The organism is Mesorhizobium bavaricum, from assembly GCF_056781655.1.
In genome coordinates this window covers 6,168,927-6,182,182 of the sequence record NZ_CM165566.1, presented here as the reverse complement: position 1 = coordinate 6,182,182, position 13,256 = coordinate 6,168,927, and the positions used below count along the sequence as shown (strand labels likewise).

Sequence of the window (13,256 nt, the reverse complement as noted above, 5' to 3'; positions counted from 1 at the left end):
CTCGGTGCCTCACATGCGCCCGCGCGCGCCTTCCGGGTCATAGGGAGAGTCGGAGATCACCCTTGCCGGGCGGCGCTCGCAGAGAATTGAAACCTCCAGCGCGGTGCCGCGGGCTCCGAGTTCCGGCGGCAGCAGCGCGAGTGCTATGTCGTGGCCAAAAGTATAGGAGTAGCCCGCCGAGGTGACGTGGCCGACAAGCTTGCCGTCGCGGTAGACGCCCTCACAGGCAAAGGCGCTCGCACCATCCGTATCGATGGACAGCGTGACGATCCGGCGCGCTGTGCCCTGCTTTTGCTTCGCGGCCAGCGCCGCGCTGCCGATGAAGTCGCCCTTGTCGAGCCTTATGAAGCGGTCGAGACCGCTTTCCCAGGCTGACAGTTCGAGATTCATATCGCGGTACATGGCGCGGTAGGACTTGTCGAGACGCAGTGATTCCAGCGCCTGCAGCCCGACCAGCCTCAGCCCGTGCGCCTGTCCGGATGCCAGAAGCGCGTCCAGCAAGTGCCGCTGATAGCAAAGCGGATGGTAAAGCTCCCAGCCGAGCTCGCCCGAGTAGTTGACGCGCATCAGACGCACGTCGCTGGCCAGGCCGACGGTGGCCGACTGCACGCTGAACCAGGGGAAAGCCTCGTTGGACAGGTCGATCTCGGTCAGCGGCTGCAGCACGTCGCGCGCCTTTGGCCCGACCACGGTGAAGCTGCCGCGATCGTTGGTGACGTTGCGCAGGTGCACACTGCCGTCCTTCGGCAGCAGTCGGCTGAGGTCGTCGTAGTTCCAGCGCTCGGCGCGCGGCGTCGAGACGAGGTAGAAGAGGTCGCTCTGTAGCCGTGCCACCACATATTCGGCCTGCACGCCCCCGGCCGGCGTAAGATGATGCGCGAGAGCGACGCGACCGGAGCGAGGCAACCGGTTGGCGAGGATCCCGTCGAGCCAGTCCTCGGCGCCCGCGCCGCTGACCTCGAACTTGGTCATTGGCGTCATTTCGACCAGGCCGACGGTGTTGCGGACGGCGTGAACCTCCTCGCCGACATAGTTGCCCTTGGCGGTCCAGCGCCAGCTGTACACGTTGCGCGCTTCGACACCCGAGGGTGCGAACCAACTCGGCATCTCCCAGCCGTTCAACACGTCCCACACCGCGCCGAGCTGGCTGAGGCGATCGTAGGACGGAGCCGTTTTCTGCGGCCGGGCCGCCGGCATGTCCTGGCCGGGATATTGCTGTGCCGCATGGGTGCCCCACGCTTCCCTTACCTTCTCCCGGGTCCAGCTCTTGTTGGCATATTCGCCGAAGCGCCGCGGATCCAGTTCCGCCGTGTCGAGGCTGTTGCCGCCCTCGACAATCCGCTCGGAAAGATAGTGGCCGATCGCTCCGCCCCACAGGATGCCACCCGGTACGCCTTCGGCGAGCCAGACATTCTCGAGCCCCCAGGCCCGGCCCATCAGCGGCAGCTCATCGGCCGTCATCTGGAAAGGTCCACGCACATTCCTCTTGATGCCGGCGCGCCCGAGCGCGGGCACCAGTTCGCTCGCCCGCTCCCAATTCCAGGAAACGGCGTCGAAATCCTCATCGAGCAGGTCGGCACCGAACCATTCCGGCACCCCGTTCTCGGCGAACAGCTTGAGCTGTTCGGTGCGCTCGTAGGGGCCGAACATCAGCCCGTCCCCCTCTTCGCGCAGGTAACCCTCGTAACCCTCGTCCCTGAGGATCGGCATCTCCGGAAGGCCCAGCCGCTTGCGTTCCACGATTTCGGGCACCGCGTCGGTGACCCAGTACTGGTGCACGATCGGGATTGCGGGAATGTCGAGGCCCAGCATGGCGCCGGTCTGGCGTGCATAATTGCCCGTGGCGAGGATGACATGCTCGCAGACGATGTCGCCACGGGAGGTTCTGACCTTCCAGTCGCCGTCCGGCATCCGCTCGAAACCCGTTACTTCGGTACCGAGATGGATCTTGGCGCCGAGGTCGCGCGCGCCCTTGGCCATGGCCTGGGTCACGTCCGCAGGCGCGATGTGGCCGTCATCGGGATGATACAGGGCGCCCAGCATGCCGCTGTTGTTGAGGAGCGGCCAGATCTCGCGCGCCTCGGCCGGCGATGCGATCCGCGCCCGCACGCCCTGGACCTCCGCGACGTCCATGTAGCTGCGATATTCGTCGAGCCGGTCGCGTGTGTTGGCGATGCGCAGCTGGCCGCATTTGTGCCAACCAACCTTCTGACCGGTCTCGGCCTCGAGGCCTTCATAGATCTCGATGGATTTGGCGATCATGCGGCCGACGTTGAGACTGCGCGCATAGGAGGGTATGAGCCCGGCCGCATGCCAGGTCGAACCGGCGGTAAGCTGCGTTCGCTCCAGCAACGCGACATCGCTCCAGCCGCGCTTCGCCAGGCCGTAAAGAATGCCTGCGCCGACACAGCCGCCACCAACGACCACGGCACGAACGTGAGTCAACATATACGATGCCCCCGGATGGAATTATCATGAGCTATATAGAGGGTGATCGCCCAGAGGAAAACCAACGAGATCGCAACGCAGCGAAGTGCGCGTCGCCAGGCCACCTAAAGCCTGCCCGCGCAATGTAGCCACGCGGTTGATACGCGGCTATTTATTAGGGCCACTGTTCGGCCTATCAGGGGCCATCCGGCCCTGGGGAGGGAATGGAACTTTCTGCCGGTCGGCGGGCTTTCGGATATGTCAGTCGGAGGACGATGTGGAGAATTCGATGCGGAACACGATGCTGGCCCTCGCGGCAGTTGCGCTCGCCGCATGCCAATCGGCTCCTGAAGCGCCGCAATCCGCCGCTCCCGAACCTGCGTTGGGTCCAGCCACCATTCCTTCCCAGCCCGCCTTGGGTCCTGCCGCTGTTTCCCCTGGCTCGGCAGTCATGGATCAATCCGTGACAATCACTCCCCCAGCGAAAGGCGTTCCAACAAGGTACGCTGCGTTTTCGGGCATGTGGGCTGGACGATTGGAGGGAATGTATGAAGGCAAACTCGCCGTGCAGACGATTTCTTCGAAGGGAGGGGTGACGGTCACCTATGCGTGGGGAATTCTGGGCGACAACAATCCGGGAGAGGCCGCCGGCGAAGGAAGAATTGTAGGGACTACGTTGAAGCTTGGGCGCCTCCCGAATGGCGCGGACGTCAGTTTTATGATGCTGCCCGACGCGACCCTGGCCGCAACCTATGCGCTTGCCGGCCAGACCTACACGGGCGTGTTCACCAGGCAATGATCAAGGAAGATTCGGTCGCGATCCCGCGGTCTTGATCCGCGTGATCGCGCAATTGGACAATCTGCCCATAATGAAGCTTGCCTGATCGCCGATACCTAAAACACACCACCAATGCCGATGCCCGCACCAATGTCTGGCGGCGGGGCTGCTGGGCGTTGCGGGGCGGCCTGTGAGCGTTTCGCAGCCCTGCGGCCGGAACTGGTTCGCGAGGGGTCGGCATCCGACGCAACTTTGGCCGGCTTGGCCTTGACGATGACCGGCTGCTTGCAGATTCTGCCGGAGCGCAGAAAGAGATCGCCGAGCAGTCCGACGGTCGGCTCGGTTGTCGATGCGACTTGCTTGGTGTTTTTGTAATAGTCGGTGAGGGCGCGGATGGAGCCCGTGCCCCAGTCGCCATCAACCTGCATCCGGTAGCAACCCAGGCGACGAAGTTCAGTCTGGATGCTGCGCGCAAGATCGCCCGCCTTGTCCTTATCCGCTTCGCCCGCCGATGCGCCGACAATGAGGGTTTCGAGGCCGGAGACGACGCTTTGGCGAGCATCTTCAACACTTTCAGTTGCAGACAGATTGGCGACCTGGGTGCCAACCGGCGCCGGTAAATCGGCCGGCGGTGCCGGAATTTCGACCGACCGCAAAGTCTGCCCAACGACAAGCACGGCAGTTTGCAAGTCGTTGGAGGCAAGCTCGACCTGCAATCTCTTCTTTGCGATGGGGTCCGCCAGAATTCGCGAAAGGCTTGCGCTCAACTGTGCCGGATCGAGTGCCTGCTGCTCCGTGAAATAGAACTGCTCGCGCAGGTTCGATTGATCCCACGGCACTTGACGGCCAACCGTCAACGCTTCGGTTTCGTTGCGGACGCGGATCATCATGTCCGAGACGCTGAGCCCGGGAATCTCGAGATTCTTCAGCAACGCAATGGTAAACGGGCTGTTTTCGCCGCCGCCGTCGGCTGTGACATTGCCGGGCTGAGTGGCAAAGGCAATGAACGTGTTTTCACCGACGTCAACTTGTGCCAGACCATCGCCCGCGCCGGCGCCGGGACCGAGCGGATTGTTGCGGCAGGCGTCCAGGAATATGAATGTCTGGCGGTCCCGGCGCGCGAACCTGGCGATCACATCATTCAGCTTGATGGCGCTGGCCGTCAGTTTTTCCAGGCTTTCAGGATCGGGCGTGTCGACCGGGAGCAGGTAGTTCTCGCCATGCAACTGCACGCCATGGCCGGCATAGAAAATCAAGACGGCACTGGTTGTCGGCAATTTTGCATCAGCGTCTCGAAGCAGTTTGGCGAAACCCTCTGTCGAAAGATCGGTTCCCGTCAGCACTTCGAAATTCAGCCGCTTCAGACTCTCTGAAAGCCTTGTGGCGTCGTTTGCCGCATTGGGGAGATGCTCGAGCCGGGAGCTTTGATAGTTCGAATTGCCGATGACGATCGCCAGCCGATTGCGTGGCTGCGGCGACGGGTTCTGCTCGACCGCGGCGCGCGCGCCAGCCGAGCCAAGAAGCACGAGAAGCAGAAGCAGGGGAATGCGAAGCAGGAGTCTATGGCAATGGGTCATATCAACATGCCCGTTCCGGTCTGCGTCGATCCTGGTCTTGCAACCTTCGAAGCGCACCACGACGCAACACAATCATGCCTAACCGTATGGACCCCGTGCCGCCGAAGGCCAGCAAAAAATTTATACCAAGAATCATGTCAAAGATAGGGAAAAGGGATTTGTATGGACTCACACTGGACTGTGGGAGGACACGATGCCGATCAAGATCAACCTTGCGCTGCCGGTTTATGGAGCGGCCTACAAAAGCGTCTTCGTTCGCAGCCTCTTCGCGGCCCTGACCCACAAGAGCCTGTCCGGCTACGCCTTCACGCTGTCGGAAATCGAATACACGGATATCCCGTTTTCCCGGAACTATCTGCTGACGAATTTCTACTACAAGAAGCCGGATTGCAGTCACATCCTGATGATCGACAGCGACATGGGCTTTTCCCCCGATCTCATCGCGGCGATGCTGGCGCTGGACAAGCCGGTGGTCGGCACTTTGTATCCCCGGCGCACGGTCGATCTCCAAAAACTCCACTCACTGTCGGCGCTGCCCTTCGACAAGGCCTTCGCACAAAGCCTGGAGTTTATTGGAACCATTGTCGAACCCCGGCAAAAGTTAGGAGGCTTTGTCCGGGTATCGTTATGTGGCACGGGTATCTTTCTTGTCTCCCGCGACTGCGTGACGACGATAATCGAGAAGTTGCCTGAGACAGTGGATCGGTCTCGTTACCGAAAGAACAAGTACACCACTCAGTTCGAGAATTTCCTGACGCCGTTCGCCAAGATCGTGACGCCGGAACTGGATCTGCCTACCGATTTTTCTTTCTGCCACCGCTGGGCGCAGCAGTGTGGCGGTGAAATATGGGCAAGCTACGACCGCAAGATTGCACATGCCGGAAACTTGACCGTGTCGGCAGCGTATTCTGATCTATAAAATATACCCTTTGAACTGTGGGCCTGGGGGTGAACAGCTCATTTCGAGCTTTTCTATAGTGACCTTCTCGCCACAGATGGCCTGATAGTCGCCGAGGGCGAACGGCCAAACCATTGCCGTAGAGCAACTCGCCGCGTACAGTCTCGGCCAGGCGGATTGACAACAAGTCCCGATCAGATGGGTCGATGGTCCGATATCAATCTGCCTTAGTGCCGGTATCGATTTCTCGTAAGGCGAGGTCGAATGAAAGTGCCGTGCGAAGCCTATCAGTTGGCGGGCGTCTCGTTGCTTGCGTTAGCGGCAGCATCCACGTTCGAAATATCTGGCGCTGCAGCCTGCTCCGCCGTTGCAAGCGGCGCAGGCAATCCGTTTGACACGACGTCAGTAACCGTGGAGTGCAGGACGACCGGGGATTTTCAGGACGTCGATGGCGTGTTCACGACTCGGTTCACCGGGTACGAAGGGCTCGACTTGAGTTCGTCACTAGTCATCGTCAACGACTATGATGGCAATGGCGACGACATCGTAAACATTTTTGGCGGCACCCTGACCGACGACGCGGCGACAACGCCCGCCGTAACCGGCCTGCCGCCGGTAGGGTCGACCTCCTTGCAACCGGCGGATGGAACCATCGAACTCCTGGATGGCAACGACCAGCTTGAGATGTCCTATGGGGATTTCGACGGCGAGCCATTCGCCCCCAACGTCAGGGCCAATCTCAATACCGGGGCGGGCGATGACAAGGTCGTCATCCAGGCCGGCAGCATTCAGGACATCGACCTTGGCGAAGGCAATAATTCGCTGGAGATGATCGGCGGTGAAATCGACGGTTCAGTCATCGGCGGAGATGGCATCGACACCATCACCTTAGGCAACGATACAAGCGTCACCGATGGCAATAGCGGCGTTGTCACCGGATCTGTTTTCACCAATGGCGGCGCCGATATCGTCACCATCAAGAACGGCGCCATAGTTTACGGCGATTCGGAAGGAGGAGATGCCATCGGGCTTGGCGACGGCGACGACCATTTCACGATGACCGGTGGCATCCTCGACGGTAGTCTGAGTGGTGACGGTGGCAACGACACGCTGGTTGTCAGCGGGGGCGCGATCCGCAGCTACGTGACCGGAAACGCAGGCGACGACCAGATCACCATTAACGGCAATGCCGCGGTCGATCTCTATGTCGATGGAGATATCGGAAACGACACGATAACGGTCGGCGGCAAGGCCACCATCGGCGGTAGCATATTCGGCAACGAAGGCGACGACACCGTCAACATCAATGGCGGTACCATCGGGATGACCGCGGCTCCGGGCATCGTCGACCTCGGCGACGGCGCCGATATTTTCACCATGACGGCGGGCCGTGTGACCGGTTCGGTTTTCGGCCAAGGCGGCGGCAACACCTTTGACGTGAGCGGCGGCAGGATTGACGGTTCGATTTTCGCCGGCAGCCAGAACGACAAGGTCACGATCTCAGGCAACGCCAGTATCGGCATCGACCTTGGTGAGGGTGGGAACGGCATCGATTCTGTCGGCCTCGAAGATGGCGACGACAGCTTCCTGATGACCGGCGGCACGCTCGGCGGCGCGGTGAGCGGCGGCGCCGGCAACGACACGATCGATTTCCGTGGCGGTTCGATCACCGGTTTCATCGAAGGCAATGACGGCAACGACCGGATTTTCATCGCTGGCGGCAACCTGACCGGCGAGGTCATCGGCGATCTCGGCGACGATCTGATCGTGATCAGCAGCGGTACGGTCAGCGGGCCGGTCTCGGCGAACGACGGCAACGATACGCTCAACATGACCGGCGGCACCGTCGGCAGCTCGGTCAGCGGTGGCGACGGCAATGACACGCTGAATATCGGCGGCGGCACGATCGGCGGCAGTCTTACCGGCGATAACGGCGATGACGTGATCACGGTTTCCGGCGGCGCCGTCGCCGGCAACGTCACCGGCGGCGCCGGCTTCGACAATGTCTCGGTCGTTGGCGGCAGCATCACCGGCGGCATCGACGCAGAGCACGTTCATCTGTCGGGCGGCACGATCGGCGGCGACGTCACCGGTATCGGCCCCAACACCCTGATCATCGACAATGTGGGCGCGGTCGATCCACTCAATTTGCGCGATGGCGTGCTTTTCAGTGGAACGAATGCCAATGGCACCGTCACCGACACCGACCTTGCTGTCGGCGGCAAGAGCCAGAATTTCACCGGCTTCGACAATTTCTCGGCCGACAATTCCACGCTCCGCTTCAGCGGTGGGACACAAGGCATCAACCAGCTCAACCTGGGCAACGGCTCGACGCTGTTCATCAACGGCAACGTCACCATGCCGGGTTCGATCATCGCGACGAATTCTCTGATCAACATGACGGACGGTATCGCCGACGACGTGTTGACGCTCGGCGGCCTCACACTCAACGGCGCCAGCATCAGCCTCGACATCAACCAGCAGACGGTGCAGTCGGATCAACTTGTTGCCAGCGCGTTTTCGGCCACCGGCGCCAACACCATCATCGTCAATCTGCTGGGCACGCCGCAATTCGCCCAGGCGACCGATATCCCTCTCATCGTCTCGACTAGCGGGCCGATTGCCGGGACCTTCAGTGTCGTGGGCATTCCCGGCACGCCGGGGTCACTTTTCACCTATGAAATCGTAGCTGGCCCGAATGGCTTGTTCCTGCGTGCCACGCCGGCCAATTTCGGTATTGCGGCGGCGCCCACCAGCGCCACCAACGCCGGCGCGGTCGCGGTGGCAATCGACGCTCTCTACGGCATAAACCGTGACGCGCTCGAGTCCGACCTCAACCTCTCGCCCGCAACCGGGGGTGCAATGGTGCCGGTTTCGTCCAGCTTCGGCGTGTTCGCCTCCGGCCAGTTCGCTCATACCGAACATGACGGCTACGACATCAGTGGCGGTGGTTTGAATGGCCCCGGCCCGAGCTTCGATGCCAATGATTTTTCGGCCGCCATCAGCTTGGATTTCAATGCCGCCAAACACTTCCAGTTCGACAATGAGTATGGCCTGAACATCGGCGTTTTCACCGGCTATGCCTCGACCGATGTCAACCTCGGCGGGTTCCGGGGATTTGATGCCATCGGCGAAGGCACCAACAAGGCCGGCATGTTCGGCGGCTACGCGCTGTTCCGAAAGAACTACGACTACGCGCTGGTTTCCGCTTCCGGCTTCATCGGCGGAAGCGACGTGACCAACGGCGTGCTCGGCACCACAGGCAGCTACGACACCAAGGGCTTTGCCGTCACCGGGACGGTCGGCCATATCTTCAAGCTGGGCGACCGCGCCCGGTTCGACCTGCGCGGCGGCTTGCTCGGCGTTTCCTTCCGCGGCGATTCCTATACGGACAGCGGCGGCAACGAGTTCGGCAAGAGCCGCTTGTCCTTCGGGGCGGTCAAGTTCGAACCGGGCATCTATGCGGACTATCCGCTGGAAAACAGCATGGTGTTCAGCCCCTACGCACGGACGGAGTTTCAACAGCGCTTCAACTACAAGAACACGACGGATATCGACACCAGGGAGATCGACTTCGATGATGCCGATTTCTCGGTTGCGCTGTCGACCGGTTTCAATCTGAAAGTGTCGCAAACCAAGACAGTGAGCGGCGAGGTCCGCGGCAAGTGGTCGGCGGACAGTTCGAATGTCGGCGGCAAGCTGGGGCTGAAGATTTCCTTCTAGCTGGAGGCTGCGAGCGGGTGCGCCGTCCTACTGGGTCGCTGGTGGAGCGATCGGCGAGGGAGCAGGGGGATCGGATGCTGCTCCCACATAGCCGCGAATAGCTGCTGCACCTGGCCATCGCTATGGGCTGTTCAGTATTTCGATATGGAATTCCTGTATCCTTGGATGTCTTGAAGGCGATTTGCGATCACCTTGCCGACCACCTCGGGGCTGTGCACCGCAGCCATGTAGGTCCGAGCGCGCTCGCCGACCGAAGTGACGGTCTCGATATTGTCCGCAAGTTGCGCCATGACCCGGGCAGCTTCATCTATGTCGGGATCGGCCCATTTCTGCCCTTCGATGAAATAGGGGTATTGATCGGGCTCCACGCTGATCAATCGGTATGGAATCGGAAAACCGGTTTGCGTGCTGACGAAGTCTTTGCTTCCCGAAAAATCCGTTGAAATAACTGCCTTGCCCATGGCCATGGCTTCGGCAATTCCCAATCCAAAGCCTTCCGAGCGATGCAACGAGACGAAGACATCGCAGGATTTTGTCAGGCAATATGTTTCGGTTCGAGTCAGAACCTCGTCAATCAAGACAACCCGCTTGTCGGTCTGCGCCAGACCACGAATTGAATTCAGAATTGCGCGTTTGTGCGGGCTGTTGCCCATTGTCTTGATCACCAAGGAAATCCGTCGATTGCGTTCCTGTCCGAATGCGCGAAGATAGGCCTGCAACACGGCATCCGGGTTCTTGCGGTCCGGGTAGGACGAGAAGTCGAATGCAAACAAAAATGCGGTGGAATCCTTTGGAATCTGAAAACGCTCCCGGTTCGGCTCAATGTCGGGCGGGACGGATATAGCCACCGGGATGTGCGTAACCGGACGGTTCGTACCGGCTATGAAGGCGTCACGGACGAAGGCCGTCGGCGCCCAAATTTCGTCGACATCTTGCAAGCTATCCAACCATTGCGGATAGATCAGAGGCAGTTCCCAGAAAGGCCTGACGATATTGTATCTGTTCTTCAGAATGCCGACGCCGACTCCATGAATGGTCGACCCCAGCATGTCGGCGTTGACGCAGAAAACGTTCACCATTTTGGAAGGTCGCGCGGCGATACGGTGCGTCAGGGCTCTGTCCCTGTGCGACGAAAGAACCTGCTCGTCAAAATTCGTGACATCGTAATTGATGCCCGCACTCTCAATTGATCGGGCCAGCGAGCGCATTGCTTCACCGACGCCCGTTTCTGAAAAAGGGTAACCGATGAGGGATAGCCCGGGCGCAAGCGTAGTCTGGGTTGCTGTATCGACACTTGCGGGCCAGGCACGCCTGAACATCGCATCGAGAAATTGCTTTCGCCTGGCCGGCGGCACCATTCTATAGAGCCAGCGAATGTGAGGTTGAGCTCTTAGGAGAGTTCGATAGGCACGGCGTGCGACACGAGTTGCAATGACCGAGGTTTTGGCCGAAACGTCTGTTGTTCCATTCGGGCCGGTCCGCGAAGCGTCAAGTTGCCTAATTCTTTTGGCGACCGTTTTCGTGAACCTGGAAGGAATCCCGGCCGACTTTGCGCCACCGGAGATATACCAGTCGGCGTAGTTTATCTGGGATCGCCCCTCTTGGAGGGGGAAGTAGGATTGCAGATCGCGTCTCGTCGCCCAGAGCGCGTGCGCGAGCTGCGTGACCACACCACCGGGGTTTGGATTGATGTCGGCTGGACGGTCGAGAATATCGGGCATCAGGGCGAAGGGATCGCCCTCGAAAGGCTCAAGCTTCTCGCGATAGACAATTCGCGCCAGGTTCGGAATATCGATGCCGTCAGAAAACGTCCCGAAGCCATAGGGCACTATGGAAAACCTGCTTGCTCCGAAATCTTCCAATCGGTCATGATAATCGACCAACAGGCCTCCTAACGCCTCGTTAGACGTTGGCTTCCACCGCTGCTGGTGCTTTGATAGGACGCTCCGGTCGCCGGGTGTGATCCCGCTGAAGTGAAAGAAAGCGAGTGGAAAGCCGTTGATCTCGTATCTCTCGCTCGTCTTTTTGATCGTTCGGGTGTCCAGGTTCCAGTACGCTACGTTGTAAGACGGATCGCGCAGGATGTGCGTGCCGGAGCAATAGGCGGGCCACAGGTCCATGAACTTCTGGTCAACGAAAATCCCGTCGCTCACGCGATTTGAGACGCACTCGTTTCGCAGGCGCGTCTCCCACCACTCCAGCAGAGCTGACGTCTCGTCCGTCTTGGCGAGGGCCAGAAATCCCAGATTGTATATTCCCGATCGCATGAAGGTCAGGTCGTTTGGACTTTCGGAATGGAGATTTGGCGCAAGAGCGTGCGGCGTCAGGACGGACGTCGCCCCCTCATCCAACGCCTGCAAGATCTCGTCGAAACGGCGATAGGCAAGGATGTCTGGATCGAGGTAAATGACGCGATCAAAACCTTCGGCGAATAGTTGCCGAAATACTGTCGGCTTGATCGCCGTATTCAGCTCCATGACATCGTAGCGAAAACTGAAGGCGCGATGATCTGGCAGAGCGAGATCGTCGAAGAAAATATGAGCGTCGAACTCGGGAAAGACGTCGCTTCCCAAATCCTCCCGACGTGTGTCGGCGATGGCAAGTATGCATGAAAAGTCTGGATGGTGACGGGCAAACGAAGACGCAAGCGCCCGGGAATAGTGGAGATAATTCCAGGATGAAATCGTAAAAAACGCATTCCTCATGCTTTGCCCGAATCCCTTTGCCTTCACCCCAAAACATTGCCATAGCGCACGACAAGGGGAATCCACAATTCGCGCGCGCGAAGGGGCAACAGGCTGTGGCAAACAAGACCGCATTCATAACGGGCATCACCGGTCAGGATGGAGCCTATCTATCGAAGCTGCTGCTCGACAAGGGATACCGTGTGGTCGGCTCCATGCGCCGTACGTCGGGCATTGGCACATGGCGCCTGCAAAGTCTACAGGTTCTGGACGATATCGAATTCGCGTCGATGGAGCTGACCGAAGACTCAAACGTGCGTGCAGTGCTGGAGAAAATCAAACCCGACGAAATATACAACCTCGCGGCTCAGAGCTTTGTCGGCGATTCTTTTACGCAGCCCATCTACACAACTCAGGTGACCGGGGTCGGCGCCTTGAGATTGCTTGAAGGCGTCAGAACCGTCGTCCCGACGGCAAAATTTTATCAGGCTTCAACGTCCGAAATGTTCGGCAAAGTGCAACAGGTTCCGCAGACTGAAACGACCCCCTTTTACCCGCGCAGTCCCTATGGCATCGCCAAATTGTTCGCGCATTGGACCGTTGTAAACTACAGGGAAGCATACGGGTTGCATTGCTGCAGCGGTATCCTCTTCAATCACGAGTCACCGTTGCGGGGCGTGGAGTTTCTCCCTCGAAAAGTGACGCTTGGCATGGCCAAATACGCGGTGAAGGGCGAGGGACCCCTGCGGGTCGGAAATCTGGAGGCGAAAAGAGATTGGGGCCACGCCAGGGACTACGTCGACGCCATGTGGAGGATGCTGCAAACGGCGCCTGTGATGGATTTTGTCGTGGCGACCGGCAGAACGCATACCGTTCGTGATTTCGTCGAAATGTCCGCGAGCGCCTGCGGCATCTCCCTGGATTGGCAAGGAACGGGGCACAACGAGCTAGGCATCGACCGAGCTACCGGGAACATCGTTGTATCTGTTGACCCAGCTTTCTACAGACCATCGGAGGTTGACCTGCTTGTCGGCGACCCCTCTCTTGCGAAAGAGGTACTAGACTGGAGTCCCACGGTTCAACTGGAGGATCTGGTCGCCGAGATGGTTGAGGCCGATATGCAGCGGGTCTCCTCAAACCATGTCTCTGGGTTTTAGCACTGGCAGACT

The 13,256-nt window shown here is 59.7% G+C and carries 7 protein-coding genes; 4 read left to right on the top strand and 3 right to left on the bottom strand.

The features are described 5' to 3' along the window. Positions 1-9 precede the first annotated feature (9 nt). Positions 10-2,448 carry a GcvT family protein gene (locus AC1RZR_RS30130; protein WP_481826898.1) on the bottom strand — a complete coding sequence of 813 codons (2,439 nt, stop codon included), beginning with the start codon at positions 2,446-2,448 and terminating at the stop codon, positions 10-12. 523 nt (positions 2,449-2,971) lie between these two features. Between AC1RZR_RS30130 and AC1RZR_RS30125 the strand changes: the two genes are divergently transcribed. Further along, entirely contained in the window at positions 2,972-3,226 is a 255-nt protein-coding gene (locus AC1RZR_RS30125; protein WP_481826897.1) for a hypothetical protein, read from the top strand. Between the two features lie 95 nt (positions 3,227-3,321). Here the strand turns inward: AC1RZR_RS30125 and AC1RZR_RS30120 are convergent, their stop codons facing one another. Next, a complete protein-coding gene (locus AC1RZR_RS30120) occupies positions 3,322-4,842 on the bottom strand; it encodes a caspase family protein (RefSeq protein ID WP_481826896.1) in 1,521 nt (506 codons plus the stop codon). A 133-nt stretch (positions 4,843-4,975) separates the two neighbouring features. Between AC1RZR_RS30120 and AC1RZR_RS30115 the strand changes: the two genes are divergently transcribed. Together AC1RZR_RS30115 and AC1RZR_RS30110 are read left to right on the top strand one after the other, a co-directional pair. Next, a complete protein-coding gene (locus AC1RZR_RS30115; protein WP_477273300.1) occupies positions 4,976-5,701 on the top strand; it encodes a hypothetical protein in 726 nt (241 codons plus the stop codon). A gap of 471 nt (positions 5,702-6,172) precedes the next feature. Next, on the top strand, positions 6,173-9,403 hold the full coding sequence (locus AC1RZR_RS30110; RefSeq protein WP_481826895.1) for an autotransporter: 3,231 nt from the start codon (positions 6,173-6,175) through the stop codon (positions 9,401-9,403). A 131-nt stretch (positions 9,404-9,534) separates the two neighbouring features. Here the strand turns inward: AC1RZR_RS30110 and AC1RZR_RS30105 are convergent, their stop codons facing one another. Continuing rightward, positions 9,535-12,108: a glycosyltransferase gene (locus AC1RZR_RS30105; protein ID WP_481826894.1), complete on the bottom strand. Its 2,574-nt coding sequence runs from the start codon at positions 12,106-12,108 to the stop codon at positions 9,535-9,537. A 95-nt stretch (positions 12,109-12,203) separates the two neighbouring features. Here AC1RZR_RS30105 and gmd point away from each other — a divergent pair, with 95 nt between their 5' ends. Continuing rightward, positions 12,204-13,244 carry a GDP-mannose 4,6-dehydratase gene (gmd, locus tag AC1RZR_RS30100; protein WP_481826893.1) on the top strand — a complete coding sequence of 347 codons (1,041 nt, stop codon included), beginning with the start codon at positions 12,204-12,206 and terminating at the stop codon, positions 13,242-13,244. The last annotated feature ends 12 nt before the right edge of the window (positions 13,245-13,256 follow it).

What these genes read in the sequence shown, in the direction of transcription:
- AC1RZR_RS30125 (WP_481826897.1), top strand. Translation starts at nt 2,972, where the DNA reads ATGTATGAAGGCAAACTCGCCGTGCAGACGATTTCTTCGAAGGGAGGG.
- AC1RZR_RS30115 (WP_477273300.1), top strand. Translation starts at nt 4,976, where the DNA reads ATGCCGATCAAGATCAACCTTGCGCTGCCGGTTTATGGAGCGGCCTAC.
- AC1RZR_RS30105 (WP_481826894.1), bottom strand. Translation starts at nt 12,108, where the DNA reads ATGAGGAATGCGTTTTTTACGATTTCATCCTGGAATTATCTCCACTAT.
- AC1RZR_RS30130 (WP_481826898.1), bottom strand. Translation starts at nt 2,448, where the DNA reads ATGTTGACTCACGTTCGTGCCGTGGTCGTTGGTGGCGGCTGTGTCGGC.